Below are 23,193 nucleotides of genomic sequence, written 5' to 3'. Positions count from 1 at the left end.
CGAACCCGCAAGATACGAAGACCACTATAAAGGACTGGAAATCAACAATATTCAACTGTGAAGAGCAGAGAAAACGTCGGTTGCCGCCTGAAATTCCTCGAAACGCTGCGCGCGACGCTGCTCCGCTTCCTCATCGCTGCCCCAGTGTTCGATCGTCCAGTCTTCGTCGAGATGGGCGAGCGACCAGACTTCGGCAAGCGGCAGCTGGCCGGAGGCGAAAGCAAGCGCCAGGATCGCAGAGCCCGTCAGCGTCGTGATCGTATGCAGGCTGGCGAGCTCCATCGGCGTGTCGTATTTGCCCAGGGCCGCGGCGAAGGCGGCGATGGCCTCTTGCGGCTGCTCCTGATGCATGACGCCTTCGGCGAGAATGAAACGGGCTCCGACGTCGCGGGCTGCCCATTCGATCACCGGATTCCATCGCGCCGACTGCCGCTCAACCAGGCGTTCCGGGCCATCGGCGCGATAGCAGAGCAGGTCGCTGCCGGAGAAGCGCACGATTTCGTCGAACACAGCTCCACTTTCGGCTGTCACGCCATCGATAGCACTGTTCACCAGGCGGGTTACGGGCATGGTTGCTGGATCGATGACCTTGGTCTGTCGCCCCCATTCGCCAGCCACGAGCTTGGCGAGCGCTTCGGTCGGCAGAGAGAGGGAATGGCGCGCCGGCGTCTTGACCACCTTGCCGTCGAGCGCGATGGCGTGACCACCCTCGTCCTTGCTGATCGTCACATCCTTGTAGAAGCGCTTGGGCAGCGGCTTCTTCATCTGGATCTGCGCACGGCGGATCGGATCGGGATGGCTCAGGCCTTCGGAAAGATCGTTCAACAGGTCGCGCATGGCGTCACCTCAGAGAATATGGCTCAACAAATCGTTCGGATGATGCGCAATCGCATCGGCGCCGGCTACCAGAAGCTCTTCCACGGACGCATAACCCCAAGATACGCCGATCGCCGTCGCACCCGCTGCCTTCGCCATCTGCATGTCGTAGATCGCGTCGCCGATGACGATGGTGTCGTGCGGGTCCGTGCCGGTTTCGGCACAGCATTCCGTCACCATGGCCGGATGCGGCTTCGACGGACAATCGTCGGCGGTGCGCGAAACCACGAAGTAAGGCGTGAAGCCGTTGACTTCAAGAATATGGGTCAGGCCACGGCGGGATTTGCCCGTCACGGCACCGAGCAGAAGCTCTTCGCGGCCTATAAGCGTCTCGATCAGTGGCTTGATGCCGTCGAAGAGCGGCGTCTGCATATCCGCCTCGTCGCGCACGCCTGGGAAGATAGACTTGTAGTGGGCCGTCATTGCGATCGCTTCGTCATCGACATGCGGTTTGCCCTGCATCCGGGCAATGGCGATATCGAGCGAGAGGCCGATGATGGATTTTGTGGCCGAAACATCCGGGCGCTTGTAACCGAAGTCAACGAAAGTCCGCGCCATGACCTCATGGATCAGCCGCACACTATCGACCAGCGTGCCGTCGCAATCGAAAAGTACCAGCCTCATTCGTCGTCCGGCTCCCCTGCCGATGCCTCGTCAAAACCGAGGAGATTCCAAGTCTGCACCATATGCGGCGGCAGAGGAGCGGTCACGCGCAGGCGTCCGCCGCTCGGATGTGGGATGTCGATGTGGCGCGCGTGCAGATGCAGGCGCTTCTGGACTCCGCCCGGGAAATCCCAGTTCGGATCGTCATCGAAATATTTGGGGTCGCCGATGATCGGGTGGCCCATGTGCAGGGCATGGATGCGCAGCTGGTGCGTACGGCCGGTATAGGGCTCCATCTCGAGCCAGGCGAGGCTCTGCGCAGCTGTTTCAAGCACGCGATAATAGGAGATTGCGTGATCGGCACCCTCTTCCCCATGCTTGGCGATGCGCATACGGTCGCCATCGGCCGTTGCCTCTTTCACCAGCCAGGTCGAAATCTTGTCTTCATGCTTGCGCGGCACACCCTTGACCAGCGACCAATAGGTCTTCTTGGTGTCGCGCTCGCGGAAGGCGGCGGTCAGCTTCTGCGCCGCGCCGCGCGTGCGGGCAATTACCAGCACGCCCGAGGTGTCGCGGTCGAGGCGATGCACCAGGCGCGGTTTTTCGCCCTTCTTGCTCGTCCATGCCTCCAGCATCTGGTCGATATGGCGGGTAAGGCCGGAGCCGCCCTGTACCGCAAGCCCAGCCGGCTTGTTGAGCACAAAGATCTTGTCGTCTTCATGCAGCAACATCCGCGCAAGAAGCTCGGCATCACCGGAATGCTTGAGGTCCTTGCTGGCGATCGGGCCGCTCTTCGGGCCTTTGGCATCGACATCAAGAGGCGGCACGCGCACCATCTGCCCCGGCTGCACGCGCGCATCCGTCTTGACGCGGCCCCCATCGACGCGCACCTGGCCGGAGCGCATCAGCTTCTGCAGTTGACCGAACCCAAGCCCGGGGAAATGCACCTTGAACCAGCGGTCGAGGCGCATGCCGGCTTCGTCAGGCTCGACCTGTATATGCTCAATCCCGGCCATTCTTCTTCTTTCAAACGCCGCAGCATGTTCCGACAAATGCCAAACGCGCGTTGGACGGGATCATGCCAATTCAAACAACAGGACAAGTAGTCCCGCGGCCGGATATAACCGGCCTTTGGACGTGGCTTTAGAGCATTTCGAGGAAAAGTGGAAACTGGAATTATCCGGGCCGGATATTTTTCTGGCTTAGTTTCCCTTGGCCGACACGACAGGAAGGGTGAGATCGATCATCCCCGCCTTCTCGAACATCAGCATCACAGGCACCGCGCCACCCTTTTTGAAGGGAGTCTTTACCTGCTTGAACATCATATGCATCGTGTTCGGCGCGAGCGTCACGGTCGCACCGGCAGGAATGGCGATCCCATCCTTGATTTCGCGCATCTTCATGATCTCGCCGTCCATCTTCATCTCGTGCAGCTCCACCTTGCCCGCAGCCGATGAGGTGACGGAGGTCAGCTTGTCGGCGGCCTTGCCGCTATTGTGGATGGTGATGTAGCCGCCGCCGACCGGCTGACCGGGGAGCATGGCGCGGACATAACCGCCGCTGATATCGAGATCGCCGAGCTTGCCGGTGGCAGAATCCGAGGGCGCGGCCTCCGGGCCCATGTGCATTCCAGGCATACTCTTCATGTCGCTGCTCTGCTGCGCCAGAGCGCTACCTGTCAAAAGCGAAACTGTTGCTGCCGAAAGCAGCAGCACTGCGACGTGATAACGATTCATCATTCTCTCCTGCCCGGCTCCTCTATCGGCCCGAAGGGATAGCCTTTCGCAACGTCGTTGCAAAGCCCTGCAACCGCTGCTCGATATATCTTCGAACCGCGCGACAAAAATTTGTTCGACGGCGACATTTGCCCCTTGCCATCTTCAGTGACTGCCAGATAATGACAGCGACCTTGTTGGGAGAATCCGGCGCGAGCCGGTGCCGAAGGAGCAACCGCCCCGGAAACTCTCAGGCCAAAGGACCAGCAAGGGGCAGACGGAACTCTGGAGAGAAGCGCGAAAGCGTTCGCCGAAGGGATAACAATCTCAGGCAAAGCAGACAGAGGGGGCTCATCGTCAGGCGCAACCGCGCCGAAATTGTGAGCTCTGCGCTTCAGGACAAGCGCGAAACCCGGAGGCGTCATTTGGACGAGACCGCTGCCCTCAAGAAAACACCGCTTCACGACCTGCATGTATCGCTCGGCGCCCGCATGGTGCCGTTTGCCGGTTACGACATGCCCGTGCAGTATCCTGCCGGCGTCATGAAGGAGCATCTTTGGACCCGCGCTTCGGCCGGCTTGTTCGACGTCTCCCATATGGGCCAGGTGACGATCCGCGCCCGCTCCGGCAAATATGAGGATGCGGCACTCGCGCTGGAAAGTCTCGTGCCGGTCGATATCCTCGGTCTCGCGGAGGATCGCCAGCGCTACGGCTTCTTTACCGACGGCAATGGCGGCATCCTGGACGACCTGATGATCACCCACACGGACGGTTATCTCTTCGTCGTCGTGAACGCCGCCTGCAAGGAGCAGGATCTCAAGCATCTTCAAGATCATATCGGCGATAGTTGCGAAGTTATCTTGCTTGATCGCGCCCTCATTGCGCTGCAAGGACCGCGCGCCGTCGACGTTCTTGCCGAGCTCTGGGCTGACATCGCCTACATGAAGTTCATGGATGTGCGCCATTGTCGCCTCCACGATGTCTCCTGCCTGGTGTCGCGCTCCGGCTATAGCGGCGAAGACGGCTTCGAAATCTCCGTACCATCAGACAAGGCCGACGATATCGCCAAGCGACTACTGGAGCACCCGGACGTACAGCCGATCGGCCTCGGCGCGCGTGACTCTCTCCGCCTTGAAGCCGGTCTCTGCCTCTATGGCAACGACATCGACCAGACGACGACGCCGATCGAAGGCGCACTCGAATGGGCTATCCAAAAGGCCCGCAAGACCGGTGGCGCACGCGCAGGCGGTTTCCCCGGTGCAACCCGCATTCTCGGCGAACTCGATGGCGGCACGTCGCGTCGCCGCGTCGGCCTGAAGCCCGAGGGCAAGGCGCCAGTGCGCAGCCACGCCAAGCTCTATGCCGATGCCGAAGGCAAGACCGAAATCGGCGAAGTCACCTCAGGCGGCTTCGGCCCGAGCGTCGAGTCTCCGGTCGCCATGGGCTATGTGCCGACCGAACTCACTTCGCCCGGTACCACGGTTTATGCCGAGGTGCGTGGCAAATACTTGGCCGTCACCGTCAGCGCCCTGCCTTTCATCAAGCCTACCTACAAACGTTGAACGTCTTTTCCAGAGAGGATTATCCATGCTGAAATTCACCGAAGAACACGAGTGGCTGAACATCGAAGGCGGCGTCGCAACGGTCGGCATCACGGCACATGCCGCCGAACAGCTCGGCGATCTCGTTTTCGTGGAATTGCCCGAAGTCGGCGCCAGCTTCTCCAAGGGTGACGACGCGGCAACCGTCGAATCCGTCAAGGCGGCCTCCGAAGTCTATTGTCCGCTTGACGGGGAAATCACCGAAGTCAACGAAGCCATCACAGCCGATCCGGCGCTCGTCAACTCCGACCCGATGGGTGCAGGCTGGTTCTTCAAGCTCAAACTGAAGAATGTGAGCGATGTCGATGGTCTTCTTGATGAATCCGGTTACAAGGAGCTGATCGGATAATGACGACGCCTACGGAATTCACGTTCACCGACTACCAGCCATACGATTTCGCCAATCGCCGCCATATCGGCCCGTCTCCATCGGAGATGGCCGATATGCTGAAGGTGATCGGCTACAACAGCCTCGATGGCCTGATCGACGCGACGCTGCCGCCGGCCATCCGCCAGAAGACGCCGCTCTCCTGGGGCGCTCCGATGACGGAGCGCGAGGCGCTCGACAGGCTGCGCGAGACCGCTAACAAGAACAAGGTTCTCGTCTCGCTCATCGGTCAGGGCTATTACGGCACGATCACGCCTCCAGTCATCCAGCGCAACATTCTGGAAAACCCGGCCTGGTACACTGCCTATACGCCCTACCAGCCGGAAATCAGCCAGGGCCGTCTCGAGGCGCTGCTGAACTATCAGACGATGATCAGCGACCTCACCGGTCTCGACGTCGCCAACGCCTCGCTGCTCGATGAAGCGACGGCCGCAGCCGAAGGCATGGCGATGGCGGAACGCGTCGCCAAGTCCAAGGCGAAGGCCTTCTTCGTCGATGCCGCCTGCCACCCGCAGACCATCGCGCTGATCAGGACCCGCGCCGAGCCGCTCGGCTGGACCGTCATCGTCGGCAATCCCTTCACCGATCTGGATCCTGTCGATGTCTTCGGCGCGATCTTCCAGTATCCGGGCACGCACGGCCACATCAATGATTTCAGCGGCCTGATCGCCCGCCTGCACCAGACGGGCGCGATCGCCATCATGGCGGCCGATCTGCTGGCGCTGACGCTGCTGAAATCTCCGGGCGAGATGGGCGCGGACATCGCCATCGGCTCCTCGCAGCGCTTCGGCGTTCCTGTGGGCTACGGCGGTCCGCATGCGGCCTATATGGCCGTCAAGGATGAGTACAAGCGCTCCATGCCTGGCCGTCTCGTCGGCGTTTCGGTCGATGCGCGCGGCAATCGCGCCTATCGCCTGTCGCTGCAGACCCGCGAACAGCATATCCGCCGCGAAAAGGCGACGTCGAACATCTGCACCGCGCAGGTGCTGCTCGCCGTCATGGCCTCCATGTACGCGGTGTTCCACGGTCCTCAGGGCCTTAAGGCGATCGCACAACAGGTCCACCAGAAGGCCGTTCTGATGGCCAAGGGCCTGGAGAAACTCGGCTATACCATCGAGCCGGAAACCTTCTTCGACACGATCACCGTCGAGGTCGGCCACATGCAAGGCCTCGTCCTGCGCGCGGCCGTCGCCGAAGGCGTGAACCTGCGCAAGGTCGGTGAAACGAAGATCGGCATCAGCCTCGACGAGCGCACCCGTCCGGCAACGGTGGAAGCCGTCTGGCGTGCATTCGGCGGCGATTTCCGCATTGCCGATTTCGAACCGTCCTATCGGCTGCCGAAGGCCCTGCTGCGCACCAGCGAATATCTGACGCATCCGATCTTCCACATGAACCGTGCCGAAAGCGAGATGACCCGGTATATCCGCCGCCTCTCCGATCGCGACCTGGCGCTCGACCGTTCGATGATTCCGCTCGGCTCCTGTACCATGAAGCTCAATGCCACAGCGGAAATGCTGCCGATCACCTGGCCGGAATTCTCCGACATCCATCCTTTCGTGCCGGCCGATCAGGCGCTCGGCTACCGCGAAATGATCGATGATCTGACGGAGAAGCTTTGCTCGGTGACCGGCTATGATGCCTTCTCCATGCAGCCGAACTCCGGCGCGCAGGGCGAATATGCCGGCCTCCTGACCATCCGCAACTACCATATTGCCAATGGCCAGGGTCATCGTGACATCTGCCTCATTCCGACCTCCGCGCACGGCACCAATCCGGCCTCCGCGCAGATGGCGGGCATGAAGGTCGTCGTCGTCAAGGTTAGCGACAACGGCGATATCGATATGGCCGATTTCCGCGCCAAGACCGAGCAATATGCCGACAACCTCTCCTGCTGCATGATCACCTATCCTTCGACGCACGGCGTTTTCGAAGAGACGGTGAAGGAGATCTGCGATCTCGTGCACAAGCATGGCGGTCAGGTCTATCTCGATGGCGCCAACATGAACGCCATGGTCGGCCTCTCGCGTCCCGGCGACATCGGTTCCGACGTCAGCCACCTCAACCTGCACAAGACCTTCTGCATTCCGCATGGCGGCGGCGGCCCCGGCATGGGTCCGATCGGCGTCAAGGCACATCTGGCGCCTCACCTGCCCGGCCATCCGGAAACGGACGGTCGCAGCGGTGCGGTATCGGCAGCAGCCTTCGGTTCGGCCTCCATCCTGCCGATCTCCTGGAGCTACTGCCTGATGATGGGCGGCGAAGGCCTGACGCAGGCGACGAAAGTGGCGATCCTCAACGCCAACTACATCGCCGCCCGGCTCAAGGGCGCCTATGACGTGCTCTACAAGTCCGAGGCCGGACGCGTCGCGCATGAATGCATCATCGACACCCGTCCACTGGTCGCAAGCGCCGGCGTCACGGTCGACGACGTCGCCAAGCGCCTCATCGATTGCGGCTTCCACGCCCCGACCATGAGCTGGCCGGTTGCCGGCACGCTGATGATCGAGCCGACAGAATCGGAAACGAAAGCCGAGATCGATCGTTTCTGCGAGGCAATGCTGGCGATCCGCGAGGAAGCCCGTGACATCGAAGAAGGCCGGATGGACAAGGCCAATAACCCGCTGAAAAACGCACCGCATACGGTGGAAGACCTCGTCGGCGAATGGGATCGTCCCTATTCCCGCGAACAGGCCTGCTACCCGCCCGGCGCCTTCCGCGTGGACAAATACTGGTCGCCGGTCAATCGCGTCGACAATGTCTATGGCGACAGGAACCTGATTTGCTCCTGCCCGCCGGTCGAATCCTACGCCGAAGCCGCCGAATAGGATCTTCGCGAAAAAGCGAAGCGGTTCAGTCGCTTCGTCTGCAATAGACATAAATCTATTGCGAAACTTGGCTAAGAAAACGCCGCGCGTCTTAACGGACGCGCGGCGTTTTTCATGACGCGGCAACGGGGCCCTGGAATTCAGATTTATGCCGGAACAACCGGAATTTCATTTCGTCACCGAGCGGCGAGCGGACGTTGCGTCGTCGCCGCTGCTTCTGCTGCATGGCAGCGGCATGGATGAAACTTCCCTTATCCCGCTTGCGGATGCCATCGGACCGCAGCGCTCCTATATGGCTCTGCGTGGTGGGATCGAATGGGAAGAAGGATTCGCCTTCTTTCGCCGCAATCCGGACCGCAGCCTGGATCATGCAGACCTAGACAGGCAGACGGAGCGGCTCCGTCGTTTCATCGAAATGGCAGTGGAGCGAAGGCTGCTCGTTCGGCCGCCTGTTCTATTTGGCTTCTCCAACGGAGCGATCATAGCCGCATCGATCCTTCGGCAGATGCCCTCGATCGCTTCAGCCGCCGTTCTGCTGCGCCCTCTTTCGCCGGCCCCCGATGCGGATTTCCCGTCAATGCCCGGGCTGCCGGTCCTGATCATCTCAGGCGAGCATGATCGACGCCGGGAGCCCGCCGACGCAGATTTCGTCAGCCAACAATTTGCAAAGGCCGGGGCTGAAGTCAGCGCCCATCGACTGCCCATCGGCCACGACCTCCATCCGGACGAACCCAAGATCGTCCGCGACTGGCTTATACGGAAAGGCATATGACAATGAACGAGGAGAATTCCTTCGACGTGGACAATCCAGACAGCTACATCGCAGCCGCCTTCGAAACGGACGATCCGGCGTCGATCGCCAAGGCACTGGGCGAAGTGGCGCGCACCCGCAACATGAGCAAGCTTGCCAAGGATGTCGGCATGAACCGCTCGGCGCTCTATCGTGCGCTCAGCGGTGACGGAAATCCGGAATTCGCGACGATCCTGAAGGTTGTCAGGGCGCTCGGCCTCAAGCTGACGCCTGTTTCGGTCGCAAATTAGGAATCGCAGTCCCGCTTCCCGGGCTTTACTAACCGATCGCTTCCTCGAGCAGAAGCAGCACGAGAAAGCCGGCGAAAAACATCGCCGTCACCCAGGGACGGTCGGGGGTTTCATGCGCTTCGACCAGCAATTCCTCGGTGACGAGATAGAGAAGCGCGATCAGCCCGAACGCGAAGAAGCCTGTCAGAATGGGGTCGGGCAGCAAAGCAATTGGCGCCCCGAGCAAAGCGCCGATCGGCAGCAGGAGCGCAAGCGCCGCCGTAACCGCGACAACCCTGGCGCGGGAGCGGACGCTCTCCCCAAGCTCGTTCGCCACCGTCAAGCCAAGGAACAGCACCTCAATCGTCAAGGCGATCGTCAACAGCAGGCCGACCTTTGGGCCGGCTGCAAAGCCGATGCCAAGCACGAGGCCGTCGATGAGGATGTCGATGCCGATGGCCGCGAGTAGACCCACCGGTCCCTTGGCCCAATTTTCCAGTTGTTTGACCAGCAGCATGACGGCTACGCCAATCGCGCCGCCGATGACTGTTGCCAAGGGAGATCCACGATGCATGACATCGGGCAGGATTTCGCCGGCCGCAGCTGCGAACACAACACCGGCGGCAAAATGCTGGATGGCGCTGACAAGATTAGGCCCCGGCCGCGTGTTCACCGCGACTGCAGCGCCCGCAATGGCGGCCGTTGCCGGGATCAATGTGTAAACCCATGCCGAAGCCGCCATAAAGTTCCCCGCAGCCGCCTCTCGACGTTATCCGGCGGAGCCGGTAGCCAAGGAGGCGGCGGAAAAACCGAGGCGTGCGCCGATCAAAGCACGAAACGCACCATGGTGAAATACGGAGGAACCTGTTTTAAGCAGGTTGCGCTGCCTGACGTTGAGCTGCCAAGGCGGCGAGATCGGCGGGCTTCAGCTCGACGGATTCGCCGCAGCCGCAGGCTGACGTCTGGTTTGGATTGGTGAAGGTAAAGCCCGAACGCAAGCTGGTAGTTTCGAAACCCATCTCGGTACCAAGCAAGTACAGCACGGCCGACGGCTCGACCCAAACACTGGCTCCGTCATGCTCGATCAGATCGTCCTTCGCGTTCGGCTCGGTCACTAGATCGATGGTGTATTCCATCCCAGCACAGCCGCCCTTCTTGATGCCGACGCGAACGCCCTTAGCATCGAGGCCAGAATTCCCGACGATCACTTTGACGCGGTTGGCTGCCGCATCCGTCATACTCATGACTGCAAAGCCCATGGGCTCATTCTCCTTCCACAACCGGGGTCAAGATCCGGTGCTTCGAGTCTTAATGTAAAGCCGGCGGCTTAAAGCTTCAATACCAGCCGACCGCGACCTGCGCTTCTTCCGACATGCGATCCGGCGTCCACGGCGGATCGAAGGTCATGCTGACGTCGACGCCGGAAACACCTTCGACGGCGCCGACAGCGTTCTCGACCCAGCCAGGCATTTCGCCAGCCACCGGGCAGCCGGGCGCTGTCAGCGTCATGACGATCTTCACCATGCGGTCGTCTTCGATGTCGATCTTGTAGACCAGGCCAAGTTCGAAAATGTCCGCCGGAATTTCTGGGTCGTAGACCGTTTTCAGTGCAGAGATGATGTCGTCACTGAGGCGCGCCAGCTCATCCTCGAGAATGCTGGAATGCACGATCCCTTCGCGTACGTCGATCTTCTGTTCGCTTTCGTCGAGTGACATCGCTTGCCTCCTTAGGCAAAGAATTTCCGCGCATATTCCAGCGCATCCGCCAAAGCATCCACCTCGGCGCGCGTATTGTACAGGCCGAACGATGCACGGCATGTGGATGTGACGCCGAAGCGTTTCAAGAGCGGCTGGGCGCAATGGGTTCCGGCGCGAACCGCCACACCCTGGCGGTCGATCACCATCGAGACGTCGTGGGAATGGATACCCGCGAGCTCGAAGGAGAAAATGCCACCCTTGCCCGGCGCAGTGCCGATCACGCGCAGCGAATTGATATCCCGCAGCCGTTCGGCCGCATAAGTGGCGAGATCGGCTTCGTGGCGCGCGATCGCCTCACGGCCGATGCTGTCCATGTAGTCAAGCGCGTAGCCAAGGCCGATGGCCTGCACGATCGGCGGCGTTCCCGCCTCGAAGCGATGCGGCGGCTCGTTGTAGGTAACGTTTTCCTCGGTGACGTCGAAGATCATCTCGCCGCCGCCCTGGAAAGGACGCATCTCGGCAAGCCGCTCCTTCTTGCCGTAGAGCACGCCGATACCCGATGGCCCATAGAGCTTGTGACCGGTCATGACATACCAGTCGCAATCGATATCCTGCACGTCGACAGGCATATGCACCGCGCCCTGCGAGCCGTCGATCAGGACGGGAATGCCGCGCTCATGGGCGATGCGGCAGACTTCCTTCACCGGGACGACGGTTCCGAGCGCATTCGACATATGGGTGATGGCGACGAGCTTGGTGCGCTCCGTCAGGCTCTTCTCGAAATCTTCGATATGGAACGCGCCTTCATCGTCGACCGGCACCCAGACGAGCTTGGCGCCCTGCCGCTCCCGGATGAAATGCCAGGGAACGATGTTGGAGTGATGCTCCATGATCGACACGACGATTTCGTCGCCCTCGCCGATCTTCGGCATGCCCCAACCGTAAGCGACTGTGTTGATCGCTTCCGTCGAGTTCTTGGTGAAGACGATATCGTCGACTGACGGCACGTTCAGGAAGCGGCGCACCTTTTCGCGAGCCGCCTCATAGGCTTCCGTGGCCGCATTGGACAGAAAGTGCAGACCGCGATGCACATTCGCATATTCGTTGGAATAGGCATGCGAGATGGCATCGATGACGACCTGCGGCTTCTGCGCGGATGCGCCGTTGTCGAGATAGACCAGTGGCTTCCCATGCACCGTTTTCGCCAGGATCGGGAAATCCCGGCGAATGGCTTCGACGTCATAGGCCGTTGCCGGCACGATCTTGTCCACGAGCTTTGCCTCCAATCAGGCGTGCTTTTCCAGCCAGGCGGAGATAACGCCTTCCAGCGCCTCGACCAGGGCTTCGTCTTCCAGTTCCTCGACGATCTCGGCCACGAAGGCGTTGACCAGCATGGCGCGGGCCTTGTTCTCCGGAACGCCGCGGGCCATCAGATAGAAGAGATGGTTGCGGTCGATATCGGCGACAGTGGCGCCATGGCCGCACTGCACGTCGTCAGCGAAGATTTCGAGCTCGGGCTTCACCGAGAACTCTGCATCGTCGGACATCAGCAGCGTGTTGCAGGCCATCTTGGCATCGGTCTTCTGCGCATCCGGCGCGACCCGGATCATGCCCTGGAAGACACCACGGGCGCGGTCGAACACCACGTTGCGGATAATTTCCGTGGAGCCGGTGTGCGGAACGTCATGACCAAGTACCATCGTCACGTCGGTATGCGTATCGCCACCGAGCAGATTGATGCCGCGCAGCGTCAGATCGGCGCCCTCGCCTGTCACTTTGATGTACAGCTCCTGGCGCACTAGCTTGCCGCCTGCATTGATAACGAACAACCTCAGCTTGGCATCCGCGCCGAGATCGATGCGGAGCTGACCGAGATGCGTATCCTCGCTGCCCTGCTCCTGCAGGATGATCCAGGTGATTTCAGAGCCTTTGCCGATCGTGACTTCGCTGACTGAGGAGATCAGCGCGGCAGCGCCTTCGACAGCCTGATGACGCTCGATGAAAGTCGCCTTGACATCAGCACCGAAGGTGACTGGAAGACGGCTGTGGATCTGCCCACCGGCATGAACGAACTGTACTTCCAGCGGCGCATCGAATTCGGTGCCATCGGGAAAGTCGATGAGATAACCGTCGCGCACGAAGCTGGCATTGATGCGCCCGATCGCGTCATCCTTGTCGATCGCTTCGAGACCGGCGGCGGCTGTGCCGCTGATCAGGCTATCGGCATAGCGGCCGATTGTCAGACCCTTGACGGCAACCTTCTCGCTCGCCTTGCCCTGGAGAACGGAAAGAACCGGAGATCCTTCGACCGTCGGCGGCAGAGCCTCCACCAGGCCCTTGCCGATATCGCTCGGCACCAGCCGCAGCAGGTTCTTGAAATCGGTGTAATGCCAAGCCTCGACGCGGCGCGTCGGCAGGCCGGCGGTCTTCAGGTCGTCCAACAGGCGATCGCGGACGGCAAAAACTTCGCCGTCACCCGGCAGATCGCCCAGCTGGTCGTTATACGCCTCGATCAGCGCCGTTTCCGCGGCGGTCAGGCGGTTCGTCGTCTGAATGTTCATCGACGTATCCTTTCCGCCCCGATCAGGCTGCAGCTCCGATGATGTCGGCATAGCCGTTGGCTTCGAGCTCATGCGCCAGCGTCTTGTCGCCGGACTTGATCACCTGGCCCTTGTAGAGGACGTGAACGGTGTCCGGAACGATATAGTCGAGCAGGCGCTGGTAGTGGGTGATGACGATCACGGCGCGATCCGGAGAGCGCAGCGCATTGACGCCATCGGCAACGATCTTCAGCGCATCGATGTCGAGGCCGGAATCGGTTTCGTCAAGCACGCAAAGCTGCGGCTCCAGCAGCGCCATCTGCAGGATTTCGGCGCGCTTCTTCTCGCCGCCGGAGAAGCCGACGTTGAGCGGGCGCTTCAACATCTCCATGTTGATCTGCAGTTTGCCGGCAGCATCCTTGACGCGGCGGATGAAATCCGGGGTCGTCAGTTCGTCTTCGCCGCGTGCCTTGCGCTGCTCGTTCAGGGCCACCTTCAGGAACTGCATTGTCGCAACGCCTGGAATTTCGACCGGATACTGGAAGGCCAGGAAGATGCCCTTGGCGGCGCGCTCGGCTGCGTCGAGTTCCAGGATGCTCTCGCCGTTATAGAGAATGTCACCCTCGGTGACTTCATAGTCGTCACGGCCGGCGAGAATGTAGGAAAGCGTCGACTTGCCGGAGCCGTTCGGGCCCATGATGGCGGCAACTTCACCGGCCTTCACGGTCAGGTTCAGGCCACGGATGATCTCGGTGCCGTCTTCGGCGATACGGGCATGCAGGTTCTTGATTTCAAGCATTGTATAATCCTAACAAAGGAATGGACGTGCGGCGCGCCTGGCGCGCCAAAACTAATTCTCTATGCGAGCGTCAGCCGACGCTGCCCTCGAGCGAGATGCTGATCAGCTTCTGCGCTTCAACGGCAAATTCCATCGGCAATTCCTGCAGGACTTCCTTGACGAAGCCGTTGACGATCAGCGCGATCGCCGCTTCGGTCGGGATACCACGCTGCAGGCAGTAGAACAGCTGGTCCTCGGAGATCTTTGACGTCGTGGCTTCATGCTCGAATTGCGCCGTCGAATTCTTGGCTTCGATGTAAGGCACGGTATGCGCGCCGCACTTGTCGCCGATGAGCAGCGAATCGCACTGTGTGAAGTTACGCGCGTTCGACGCCTTGCGGTGAGCCGAGACCTGGCCGCGATAGGTGTTCTGCGAGACGCCGGCGGCGATGCCCTTCGATACGATGCGGCTCGACGTGTTCTTGCCCAGATGGATCATCTTGGTGCCGCTGTCGATCTGCTGGTGGCCGTTGGAAACGGCGATCGAATAGAATTCGCCGCGACTATCGTCGCCGCGCAGAATGCAGGACGGGTATTTCCAGGTAATTGCCGAGCCGGTTTCAACCTGAGTCCAGGAAATTTTCGAACGGTCGCCGCGGCAATCGCCGCGCTTGGTGACAAAATTGAAGATGCCGCCCTTGCCGTCCTTGTCGCCCGGATACCAGTTCTGGACGGTGGAATACTTGATTTCGGCGTCATCCAAAGCGACGAGCTCGACGACGGCAGCGTGCAGCTGGTTTTCGTCACGCTGCGGCGCGGTGCAGCCTTCGAGATAGGAGACATAAGCTCCCTCTTCGGCGATGATCAGCGTGCGTTCGAACTGGCCCGTGTTCTTCTCGTTGATACGGAAGTAGGTCGACAGCTCCATCGGGCAGCGAACGCCCTTCGGCACAAAGACGAACGATCCGTCGGTGAAGACGGCCGAATTCAGTGTGGCGTAATAGTTATCGGAGGTCGGGACGACCGAGCCGAGATATTTGCGCACGAGTTCGGGATGTTCGCGGATCGCTTCCGAGATCGACATGAAGATCACGCCGGCCTTCTTCAGCTCTTCCTTGAAGGTGGTGACCACCGAGACGGAATCGAACACCGCATCCACCGCGATCCGCGGCTTTTCGACGCCGGCCAGCAGTTCCTGCTCGCGCAGGGGAATGCCGAGCTTCTCATAGACCTTCAGCAGCTCCGGATCGACCTCGTCCAACGATTTCGGCCCTGGCGTGCTCTTCGGCGCGGCATAGTAATAGATGTCGTTGAAATCGATCTTCGGATAATCGACGCGGGCCCAGGTGGGCTCTTGCAAAGTCAGCCAGCGGCGATAAGCCTCCAGACGCCATTCCAGCATCCAGTCGGGCTCCTGCTTCTTGGCGGAAATGAAGCGAATAATATCCTCCGACAGGCCCTTGGGAGCCTTGTCGACTTCGATGGTGGTTTCAAAACCATATTTATACTGGTCCACATCGATCAGACGGACCTGATCGATCGTCTCTTGGACGGCAGCCATGTCGTTCTCCAATCTCGCCGGATCCAAGGTCCGGCAGCTTGTCAACGTTACAGCAGACTTATGTCTGCCCTCTATGTAGTCGGCCAAAAGGGACTTTTCACCCCGCTTGGCAAGCGGAAATTTCCATTTCCGCAAATTTGTGGCCCTCAGGCCGCGGCACCCGCCAGCTTGCGGCGACCGGCGATGCGGGCGAAAGCCGCAACGGCGCGATCTATATCCGGCTCGCTCGTGGTGGCGCCCAGCGAAATGCGAAGCGCTCCGAGCTTCGGATCGCATCCCATCGCCATGAGCACATGGCTCTCGCCGACTTTGCCGGAGGAGCAGGCGGACCCGGCCGAGATAGCAACGCCTTCAAGATCGAAAGCGATCTGTCCGGTCTCGGATTTCAATCCGGGCAAGGTGAAGAAACTGGTGTTCGGCACGCGGGCGCCGCCCTTGCCATGAATGATGACATCAGGCGCGGCAAGCCGCATACCGTCTTCCAGCCGATCGCGCAGCGCCGCAATCCCGGCATTGCGATCATCAAGGTCCGCGAGGGCGGCTCCTGCTGCGGCGCCGAAGCCAATAATGGCCAGGGTGTTTTCCGTGCCGGAACGATGGCCCTTTTCCTGGCCGCCGCCATGAACCAGCGGCTTCGGCATCAGCACCTCGCCGCGCGACACAAGCGCTCCAGCTCCCTTGGGGCCTCCAAGCTTATGCGAGGATACGATGAGGAAATCCGCACCGATCGCGTCGATATCGAGTGGCACCCGGCCGGCAGCTTGAACCGCATCGACGACGAACAGGCCGCCCACGGCATGAACGATCTTCGCCGCCTCGGCGACAGGCTGCAGAATGCCAGTCTCGTTGTTGGCGAGCATGATCGCAACCATCGGTAATCCGGCTGCCTTGTCATGGGCCGACAGCATCGCTTCTAGAGCGGCGAGATCGACCACGCCGTCCGATGTCACCGGTATCTCGCTGATTCCGTCCTTCGCAAACCGGCCGCCTTCGCGCACGGCCGGATGCTCGATTGCCGATATATACAGATGGCTGACGGCAAGCGGCGTCCGCCCCATGCGAAACTCAGGCGTCAACACCATGTTGGCGGCCTCGGTGGCGCCGCTGGTAAAAACGACGTGAGCCGGTTCTGCGCCCGTCAGGCTCGCAATCTGCCGGCGCGCGGCTTCGACGGCAGCGCGAGCCGCCCTACCTTCCGCATGAACAGAATTCGGGTTGCCGTGGATATCCATCGCACGTAGCATCGCATCCCGCGCAGCCGGGTGAAGTGGCGCGGTGGCATTCCAGTCGAGATAAAGGCGCGTTGCCGCCATGATCTTCTTCCTGCCTAAACGTTGCTTTTCTGCGCCTGGCTCATTTTCCTTGAAATCTCAGCCGGGCATGCCTTATGACACGTTCCACAAAGCGTTGAACGAACAACGCGAGAAACACAGCATCAAGTTTCGAATTGTTCTAAACTGCGTTCTAGAAAAGTTGAGCGCATTCGTCAAGTCAACTTGCTGCGTGCCGTTGGGTTTGAACGCAGAAAAAGAAGAGCCGGAGTATCGATGCCCGAAGTTATTTTCAACGGCCCCGCAGGCCGCCTTGAAGGCCGCTATCAGCCCTCTAAGGAAAAAAGCGCCCCGATCGCGATCATTCTTCATCCGCACCCGCAATTTGGTGGCACGATGAACAATCAGGTGGTCTACCAGCTCTTCTACATGTTCCAAAAGCGCGGCTTCACCACGCTCCGCTTCAATTTCCGCGGCATCGGCCGCAGCCAGGGCGAATTCGATCACGGCGCCGGCGAACTTTCCGATGCAGCATCGGCGCTCGACTGGGTCCAGAGCCTTCATCCCGATTCCAAAAGCTGCTGGGTTGCCGGCTATTCCTTCGGTGCTTGGATCGGCATGCAGCTCCTGATGCGCCGCCCCGAGATCGAAGGTTTCATGTCGATCGCGCCACAGCCGAATATCTACGACTTCTCCTTCCTCGCCCCCTGCCCGTCGTCCGGCCTGATCATCAACGGCGACGCGGATAAGGTCGCTCCGGAAAAGGACGTCAACGGCCTAGTCGAAAAGCTGAAGACCCAGAAGGGCATCCTGATCACCCACAAGGTCGTGCCGGGCGCCAACCACTTCTTCAACGGTCAGGTCGATACGCTCCTTGGCGAATGCGAGGACTACCTCGATCGTCGCCTGAACGGCGAATTGGTGCCAGAACCGGCCGCCAAGCGCATCCGCTAACGCATGTCGCGCAAAACTGTGCAGCTGTTTTGCGATAGCTGCACGCGCAAAATTAAAGACCTAGAGCGCAAGAAGCGAATCTGAAAGATCGCGACGCGCTTTAGGGAAAACGGCCCTTATCGGGCCATTCTAAACGTTGGACATGAAATCCCGTCGATGGTCATCGGCGGGTGATCCTGCATACCGATCTTTCGCAAAACTCGTTGCGATGCAGAATTTTCCGGGTGTGTGAAAGCGATGAACTGCTTGGCAAAGCCACGCGCAAAGAACCATTGCGCAAGCGCACTGGCAATTTCCGTCGCATAGCCGTTGCCCCAGGCGTCCTGCCGAATCGAATAGCCAAGCTCGAAGTCGCCCCGACCACTCTCCTGAAAACGCGAAAAGCCCGCACGGCCGATAAAGCGGCCGTCGTCACGCCGCAGCATCTTGTATTTGGTCGTGCCGTCGCGAGCCTGCTCCCTAAACCAGCTCCCGAGCCGCTCCTCGGCCTTCTCCAAAGTCCACGGGGCCGCGCCGGAGAGATAGCGCGTCGTGGCGATCGTCGAATGCAGTTGCCGAATCAGCTCGGCATCGCCCTTGTTCCACATCGTCAAAACGAACCTTGGGGTTTCGAGGATGACGGTGTCGCTCATCTGCCTGCCCTGTTTTCGCGGTGGTTTTGCAGCCTGCCATAACGTGCACGACCGCCTCGACTAGAAACTGTCCGATCAGTGCTAAACGCACGGCATGGTTTCAACAAGGCGATCAAGCGACAATTCTGAATCCGAAGGCCCGCCGAAGCGGGCCTTCAAAGCATTGTCAGGCATTACCGCTCAGGGACATGCAGGCAGGCCCGGAGCACCGCATGTCTTCTTTGCCGGAGGCTTCTGCGGCGCAGGCGGAGGCGCCTTCACCTGCGGCTGCGCGATCTTCGGCTGAGGCTGGGGTTGCGCAATCTTCGGCTGCGGCTGCGGCTGCGGTCTGGGTTGAGCCTGCACTTTCGGAGCGGGCGGCACGGGCCTCGGCTGAGACGCGACCGGGTTGACTTGCCGCGGCGGTGCGGTCACGACGCGAGGCTGGTTGCTGACCGGCGGCCGAGCGTTGTTGACCACATTGGGCTTCACTGGAGGCTTGGCGACAACGGCGGGCGCTGCCGGCTTCATCGCCTGAACATGAGCATTGGGTTTTGGCGCGGCGACAACAGCATTCGGCTTCGCGCTCGGAGCCGCCTGGGGTGGCGGGGTCTTGGCAATCTGATTTTGACCCTTCACGGCAGGCGTCTTGCCGGCCGGCGGCAAGGGCTGCCCCTTGGCACCGGGAAGCGCAAGTGTGTTGGCATTCGTGCCCGGTTGGGCAGGTTGGGTGGCAACGGCCGGGTTATGCGTGGCATTCGGCGCTGTCTGAGGCTGTTGGGCCTGCTTCGTCGGCGCCGCACCCGGAACCTTCGGCAGATTGCCGGTTGCCGGCAGGGGCTGGCCGTTAGCGCCGGGAAGTGCGTGTGCGTTGGTATTCGTGCCCGGCTGGGCAGGCTGAGTGGCGATGGCCGGATTACGCGTAGCGTTTGGAGCCGCCTGTGGCTGCTGAGCCTGATTCGTCGGAGCTACGCCCGGAGTGGCCGGTGCCTTACCGGTCGCCGGCAGAGGCTGGCCATTGGCACCCGGAAGCGCGTGTACGGCGTTTCCTGTCTGCGGCTGTGCTTGCGGCTGGGCCGAAGGTGCAACCGCCGGAGCGGCTCCAGTCGGGGTTTTGATCACCGCGGCCGGATTCTGCTGTTGTTGAACGGCAGCTTTCTTCTGCACGGAGGGCGGCAAGGCAACATGCAGTGCCGCAGCACCCGCGCCGGCAAGGACGGCTGCGCCGGCGATTTTCTGTCCGGTCGTCAATCCCGGAACTGCCGGTGCCGCTCCATTCTCGGTAGTAGTCGTCGTGTTGTTGCTGACGACCGTATTGTTCACGACCGTATTGTGGATGTTGTTGAAGATGACATTGTTTTCCGGCGGCGCGACATCGCGTGGCGGCTGGACCCATTCAGGCACCGGAACGTAGACCGGCTCCGGCAACACGTAGAGATCGACCGAAGGCTCCGGCGGCACCAGCACCACGAAATCCGGCGGCGGCGGTGCCAGGAAGACGACGGGCGGCGGCGGTGCATAACCGAAGTCGGCATCATCGAAATATAGGATGGGACGGTCGATATAGACGATTTCCGGCGGTGGCGGCGGCGGTACATCATACTCGATCACGGTAAACGACGACGGCGGCTCGAGCGCTGCCTCGAAATGCTCGAGACGACGACGGGCATCCCACACATGGGGACCGCGCGGATAACGTCTCAGATAGGACCAGTAGGCCTCCGGCGTATCGGCACGCCAGGTCTGGCGCCAGGTGATCGCCTCGCGACGGGCGGCGATGATGGCGCGCACGCGCTTTGCCATGGCGTCGTGCGGATAGGCCGCCAGGAAATCCTCGTAGCCTTGCATCGTGTCGCGATCGAGCGCAGCGAAATAGGCATCCCGCTCGTCGAAATCGCGGATCGCCTTCGTCCGGATCGCAGCGTTGTTATAGCTGGAAACCTGAGCGGCTGGCGCATCGGGGCCGCGATCGAAGAAGGTGAAAGCATTCTTGAACTTGGACGCATCCCAGGAAATCTGCGCGCCCTTGGTCAGATCGCTGACCCGCAACCGTGTGCGATCAAACACATCGTCAAGCGGCAGACCGCCGACGCGGATCATCTCCGCCAATGCATGTGCATAGGAACCGTACGGACCGGCCTCCTGCGGCGCGACCGTACCGGGCGCCGCATTGAAGGCGATCAGCTGATTGGCGTCTGCATCGACCAGCGCAAGACCGCCGGCGAGTGGCTGATTGGACTGCACGAACGGATTGGCTCTCGCCGCATCGAGTACGACGATGCTGCCGCGATTGTTGAGCGATGCCAGCGACTTGGTGAAATCGGTAATCCTCAGCGCCTCAACGGGAACATCCGTGGCATTGGCCATTTGAGCATCCACAGGCACGAAATAATTATCGCCCTGATACTGCACCCCGTAGCCCGCCATATAGACGAACACGACGGTATTGGGGCCTGACGCATTCGCTTTCGTCAGAAAATCCCTCATCGCGTCGCGCAACCCATTCTGATCGAGGTCGCGAGCGCCGATCACGTCGAAACCGGCTGCTTGCAGCGTTTGCGCGATCAGGCCAGCATCATTGGCCGGCGTCGGCAGGGCGCCCGCCTTGTAGGCGGCGTTGCCCACGACAAACGCTATTCTCTTTTCAGGGGAACCTTGCGCCTGGGCGGGGCTCACGGCAGCAATGCTGCCTATAACCAACATCAGGGCGAAGAATGCACAGATCGTCTTTTTGAACGACAATCCCATCATCGAAAGCAAAGCTGACATACCGGTTTCTTTCACGAAATATGCGCTGCACGCGGGACGAACAACAAAATATTAGGATTCGATTCGGGCGAATACGCGGCATATTCCGGGCGGCTTCGGGGTCGTGTCACGATCCGTTCACATTGGGAGGCGTTGGTTTACAAACCCAGCCCGGTTCACGGCGCCGCCGAAACTTGATGTCGGATCCACCAAACTGGTGACGCGCCGGCAAATCGATGCTAAACGCGCCCGGCGACATTTAACAACAGCGACTTCGCCGCATCCTCCGTCGACGCGGCTTCGAGAGACCAAGATCATGGCTGAGTTCAAATCCGATTTCCTGCGCACCCTGCAAGAGCGTGGCTTCATTCATCAGATTTCCGATGAAGCTGGCCTCGACGACCTTTTCGCCAAGGAAACCGTGACGGCCTATATCGGCTTCGATCCGACGGCGTCGAGCCTACATGCTGGCTCGCTGATCCAGATCATGATGCTGCACTGGATGCAGGCAACGGGCCACCGCGCCATCTCGCTGATGGGCGGCGGCACCGGCATGGTCGGCGACCCCTCCTTCAAGGACGAGGCTCGCCAGCTCATGACCGTCGATACGATCGAGAGCAACATCGCTTCGATCAAGCGCTGCTTCTCGAACTACCTCACCTATGGCGACGGCCCCAAGGACGCGTTGATGATCAACAACGCCGAGTGGCTGCGCTCGCTCAACTACCTGGAATTCCTGCGCGATGTCGGCCGTCATTTCTCGGTCAACCGCATGCTGTCCTTCGATAGTGTCAAGACGAGACTTGACCGCGAGCAGTCGCTGTCGTTCCTCGAATTCAACTACATGATCCTCCAGGCCTACGATTTCGTTGAGCTGGCGAAGCGCTACGATTGCCGCCTGCAGATGGGCGGTTCGGACCAGTGGGGCAATATCGTCAACGGCATCGATCTCGGTCACCGCATGGGGACGAAGCAGCTCTTCGCCTTGACCTCACCGCTGCTGACGACGGCGTCGGGCGCAAAGATGGGCAAGTCTGCCACCGGCGCGGTCTGGCTGAATGCCGACCTGCTCTCTGCCTACGATTTCTGGCAGTACTGGCGCAACACGGAAGATGCTGACGTTTCCCGCTTCCTGAAGCTCTATACGACGCTGCCGATGGACGAGATCGCCCGCCTCTCCGCGCTTGCCGGTTCGGAGATCAACGAGGTCAAGAAGATCCTCGCAACCGAGGTCACCGCAATTCTGCACGGCCGCGCAGCAGCCGAGCAGGCAGCCGAGACCGCGCGCAAGACATTCGAGGAAGGCGGCTTGTCCGAAAACCTGCCGACCGTCGATGTCCCCGCCTCTGAGCTGGACGCCGGTATCGGGCTCCTGTCGCTCATCGTTCGCGCCGGTCTTGCCGGTTCGAACGGCGAAGCTCGCCGTCACGTTCAGGGCGGCGCGGTACGTATCAACGACGAGGCTGTCAGCGACGAACGCAGAATCATCGGCGGCGGCGAAATCACCGCCGATGGCGTTATCAAGCTGTCGCTCGGCAAGAAGAAGCACATCCTGATCCGTCCGGCCGCTTGAGCGGCCTAACTGCCTGATAACGAACAAAGCCGGCGATCCGCCGGCTTTTTTGTTATATTCATGAATAAACCTCCACCTACGGTGGAGGACTGGACGAGTTCTACACGGTAGTTGAGAGACCTCCTGCTTGAACCGCTGGGTTGGCCCAGACTTCGAACAAGGAGGTTCTATGGATGAACAACCGCTCTCGCATGCGACGTGGGACTGCAAGTATCACGTTGTTTTTGGCAGCAAATACCGCACGAAAAGACTGTACGGGGACGTACGGCGTGAATTGGGAGAACTCTTACGTCGGCTGGCACAGCAGAAAGGTTGCCAGATCGAAGAGGGTCATTTGATGCCCGACCATGTGCATATGTTGATATCGATCCCGCCGAAATACTCGGTTGCGCATATTGTCGGCTTTTTGAAGGGCAAGACAGCCCTTTACG

General features: G+C 60.5%; 22 protein-coding genes and 1 riboswitch. Of the genes, 8 read left to right on the top strand and 14 right to left on the bottom strand.

The window, feature by feature from the left end; translation table 11 throughout:
• Window positions 1-51 precede the first annotated feature (51 nt).
• From GA0061102_RS26885 to GA0061102_RS26870, 4 genes are all read right to left on the bottom strand, one after another.
• Window positions 52-837 (bottom strand): ATP12 family chaperone protein, encoded by a 786-nt coding sequence (locus GA0061102_RS26885; protein WP_092854909.1) that lies wholly within the window; start codon window positions 835-837, stop codon window positions 52-54.
• Between the two features lie 9 nt (window positions 838-846).
• Window positions 847-1,500 (bottom strand): HAD-IA family hydrolase, encoded by a 654-nt coding sequence (locus GA0061102_RS26880; RefSeq protein ID WP_092854907.1) that lies wholly within the window; start codon window positions 1,498-1,500, stop codon window positions 847-849.
• Window positions 1,497-2,495, bottom strand: a complete 999-nt coding sequence (locus tag GA0061102_RS26875; protein WP_092854905.1) for an RluA family pseudouridine synthase — start codon at window positions 2,493-2,495, stop codon at window positions 1,497-1,499. The genes GA0061102_RS26880 and GA0061102_RS26875 overlap by 4 nt, the downstream gene beginning before the upstream one ends.
• 186 nt (window positions 2,496-2,681) lie before the next feature.
• A complete protein-coding gene (locus GA0061102_RS26870) occupies window positions 2,682-3,218 on the bottom strand; it encodes a copper chaperone PCu(A)C (RefSeq protein ID WP_245298152.1) in 537 nt (178 codons plus the stop codon).
• Window positions 3,219-3,382: 164 nt separating this feature from the next.
• Window positions 3,383-3,470, top strand: a riboswitch (glycine riboswitch).
• A gap of 149 nt (window positions 3,471-3,619) precedes the next feature.
• Between GA0061102_RS26870 and gcvT the strand changes: the two genes are divergently transcribed.
• The 5 genes from gcvT (at window position 3,620) to GA0061102_RS26845 (ending at window position 9,049) form a co-directional block, all read left to right on the top strand.
• Window positions 3,620-4,756: a glycine cleavage system aminomethyltransferase GcvT gene (gene gcvT / locus GA0061102_RS26865; RefSeq protein WP_092854967.1), complete on the top strand. Its 1,137-nt coding sequence runs from the start codon at window positions 3,620-3,622 to the stop codon at window positions 4,754-4,756.
• Window positions 4,757-4,781: 25 nt separating this feature from the next.
• Window positions 4,782-5,144, top strand: a complete 363-nt coding sequence (gene gcvH, locus GA0061102_RS26860) for a glycine cleavage system protein GcvH (RefSeq protein WP_092854901.1) — start codon at window positions 4,782-4,784, stop codon at window positions 5,142-5,144.
• A complete protein-coding gene (gene gcvP / locus GA0061102_RS26855) occupies window positions 5,144-8,008 on the top strand; it encodes an aminomethyl-transferring glycine dehydrogenase (protein ID WP_092854900.1) in 2,865 nt (954 codons plus the stop codon). The genes gcvH and gcvP overlap by 1 nt, the downstream gene beginning before the upstream one ends.
• 148 nt (window positions 8,009-8,156) lie before the next feature.
• A complete protein-coding gene (locus GA0061102_RS26850) occupies window positions 8,157-8,780 on the top strand; it encodes an alpha/beta hydrolase (RefSeq protein ID WP_092854898.1) in 624 nt (207 codons plus the stop codon).
• A gap of 2 nt (window positions 8,781-8,782) precedes the next feature.
• Window positions 8,783-9,049, top strand: coding sequence for an addiction module antidote protein (locus GA0061102_RS26845; protein ID WP_092854965.1), 267 nt, complete (start codon window positions 8,783-8,785; stop codon window positions 9,047-9,049).
• 28 nt (window positions 9,050-9,077) lie between these two features.
• Here GA0061102_RS26845 and GA0061102_RS26840 read toward each other — a convergent pair whose 3' ends face one another.
• From GA0061102_RS26840 to GA0061102_RS26805, 8 genes are all read right to left on the bottom strand, one after another.
• Window positions 9,078-9,770: a ZIP family metal transporter gene (locus GA0061102_RS26840; protein WP_092854896.1), complete on the bottom strand. Its 693-nt coding sequence runs from the start codon at window positions 9,768-9,770 to the stop codon at window positions 9,078-9,080.
• A gap of 127 nt (window positions 9,771-9,897) precedes the next feature.
• Entirely contained in the window at window positions 9,898-10,287 is a 390-nt protein-coding gene (gene sufA / locus GA0061102_RS26835; RefSeq protein ID WP_092854894.1) for a Fe-S cluster assembly scaffold SufA, read from the bottom strand.
• Between the two features lie 76 nt (window positions 10,288-10,363).
• On the bottom strand, window positions 10,364-10,744 hold the full coding sequence (locus tag GA0061102_RS26830; protein WP_092854892.1) for an SUF system Fe-S cluster assembly protein: 381 nt from the start codon (window positions 10,742-10,744) through the stop codon (window positions 10,364-10,366).
• 11 nt (window positions 10,745-10,755) lie between these two features.
• Window positions 10,756-11,997 (bottom strand): cysteine desulfurase, encoded by a 1,242-nt coding sequence (locus GA0061102_RS26825; RefSeq protein ID WP_092854963.1) that lies wholly within the window; start codon window positions 11,995-11,997, stop codon window positions 10,756-10,758.
• A gap of 15 nt (window positions 11,998-12,012) precedes the next feature.
• On the bottom strand, window positions 12,013-13,287 hold the full coding sequence (sufD, locus tag GA0061102_RS26820) for a Fe-S cluster assembly protein SufD (RefSeq protein WP_092854890.1): 1,275 nt from the start codon (window positions 13,285-13,287) through the stop codon (window positions 12,013-12,015).
• 22 nt (window positions 13,288-13,309) lie between these two features.
• Complete coding sequence (gene sufC / locus GA0061102_RS26815; RefSeq protein ID WP_092854888.1) at window positions 13,310-14,065, bottom strand: Fe-S cluster assembly ATPase SufC; 756 nt, start codon at window positions 14,063-14,065, stop codon at window positions 13,310-13,312.
• Window positions 14,066-14,135: 70 nt separating this feature from the next.
• Window positions 14,136-15,605, bottom strand: coding sequence for a Fe-S cluster assembly protein SufB (sufB, locus tag GA0061102_RS26810; RefSeq protein ID WP_092854886.1), 1,470 nt, complete (start codon window positions 15,603-15,605; stop codon window positions 14,136-14,138).
• Between the two features lie 146 nt (window positions 15,606-15,751).
• On the bottom strand, window positions 15,752-16,918 hold the full coding sequence (locus GA0061102_RS26805) for a cysteine desulfurase family protein (RefSeq protein WP_092854884.1): 1,167 nt from the start codon (window positions 16,916-16,918) through the stop codon (window positions 15,752-15,754).
• Window positions 16,919-17,152: 234 nt separating this feature from the next.
• Here GA0061102_RS26805 and GA0061102_RS26800 point away from each other — a divergent pair, with 234 nt between their 5' ends.
• Window positions 17,153-17,830, top strand: coding sequence for an alpha/beta hydrolase (locus GA0061102_RS26800; RefSeq protein ID WP_092854882.1), 678 nt, complete (start codon window positions 17,153-17,155; stop codon window positions 17,828-17,830).
• 116 nt (window positions 17,831-17,946) lie between these two features.
• Here GA0061102_RS26800 and GA0061102_RS26795 read toward each other — a convergent pair whose 3' ends face one another.
• Together GA0061102_RS26795 and GA0061102_RS26790 are read right to left on the bottom strand one after the other, a co-directional pair.
• Complete coding sequence (locus tag GA0061102_RS26795) at window positions 17,947-18,462, bottom strand: GNAT family N-acetyltransferase (RefSeq protein WP_092854880.1); 516 nt, start codon at window positions 18,460-18,462, stop codon at window positions 17,947-17,949.
• A gap of 180 nt (window positions 18,463-18,642) precedes the next feature.
• The gene (locus tag GA0061102_RS26790; protein WP_092854878.1) at window positions 18,643-21,210 is read right to left on the bottom strand and encodes a caspase family protein; all 2,568 of its coding nucleotides are present in this window, start codon (window positions 21,208-21,210) and stop codon (window positions 18,643-18,645) included.
• Window positions 21,211-21,505: 295 nt separating this feature from the next.
• Here GA0061102_RS26790 and tyrS point away from each other — a divergent pair, with 295 nt between their 5' ends.
• The gene (gene tyrS / locus GA0061102_RS26785) at window positions 21,506-22,762 is read left to right on the top strand and encodes a tyrosine--tRNA ligase (RefSeq protein WP_092854876.1); all 1,257 of its coding nucleotides are present in this window, start codon (window positions 21,506-21,508) and stop codon (window positions 22,760-22,762) included.
• 169 nt (window positions 22,763-22,931) lie between these two features.
• On the top strand, window positions 22,932-23,193 hold a 262-nt coding region (tnpA, locus tag GA0061102_RS26780; RefSeq protein ID WP_139115052.1), incomplete at its 3' end, for an IS200/IS605 family transposase.

It is taken from the genome of Martinezella miluonensis (assembly GCF_900094545.1).
Lineage (GTDB): Bacteria > Pseudomonadota > Alphaproteobacteria > Rhizobiales > Rhizobiaceae > Rhizobium > Rhizobium miluonense.
The sequence above is the reverse complement of the archived record's forward strand: the minus strand, read 5'-3'. Positions and strand labels throughout refer to the sequence as shown.